General features: G+C 65.7%; 1 protein-coding gene. It reads left to right on the top strand.

Annotated features, from left to right (window positions below; translation table 11 throughout):
- Window positions 1-616: prolyl oligopeptidase family serine peptidase (locus tag B3T77_RS09750; RefSeq protein WP_292079159.1), on the top strand; the 616-nt coding region annotated here is incomplete at its 5' end.
- Between the last annotated feature and the right edge of the window lie 34 nt (window positions 617-650).

Raw genomic sequence — 650 nt, 5'->3', positions numbered from 1 at the left:
GTGGCTGGAGCGGGGCGGCGTCTTCGTCCAGGCCAACATCCGCGGCGGCGGCGAGTTCGGCCCCGACTGGCACCAGGCGGCCTTGGACGGCGATCGTCAGAAGGCCTTTGACGACTTCGCCGCCGTGGCGCGTGATCTGGAACAGCGCGGGATCACCAGCCCGCGTCGCCTTGGCATCTATGGCCGGTCGAACGGCGGCGTCCTGACCAGCGTGTCGATCACCCAGCACCCCGAACTGTTCAATGCGGCGGTGATCGAAAGCCCGCTGGTGGACATGCTGCGCTATCACGAGTTGCCGGCCGGGGCGTCGTGGATCGGTGAATACGGCGACCCACGCACCCCTGAAGAAGCCGAGTGGATCGCGAAATATTCCGCCTATCAGCAACTCCGTCCGGGCCAGCCCTATCCGCGCATCTATCTGACCACCAATACGCGCGACGACCGGGTCCACCCCGGCCATGCGCGCAAGTTCGCCGCGCGCCTGGGCGATATGGGGTATGACCACCTCTATTATGAGGACACGGCCGGCGGCCACTCCAACGACGCCGACCCTGTCGCCAACGCCCGTCGCTGGGCCCGCCACTATGTCTATCTATCGCAACAGCTGATGGATTGAGGCTTGTTCCTTGGGGCTATCGCGCTTCGCGCTG

Origin of the sequence: Brevundimonas sp. UBA7838 (assembly GCF_002500885.1) — a bacterium.
GTDB classification, from domain to species: domain Bacteria; phylum Pseudomonadota; class Alphaproteobacteria; order Caulobacterales; family Caulobacteraceae; genus Brevundimonas; species Brevundimonas vesicularis_C.
Note: the sequence above shows the minus strand (reverse complement) of the source record. Positions and strands in the feature narration are given on the sequence as shown.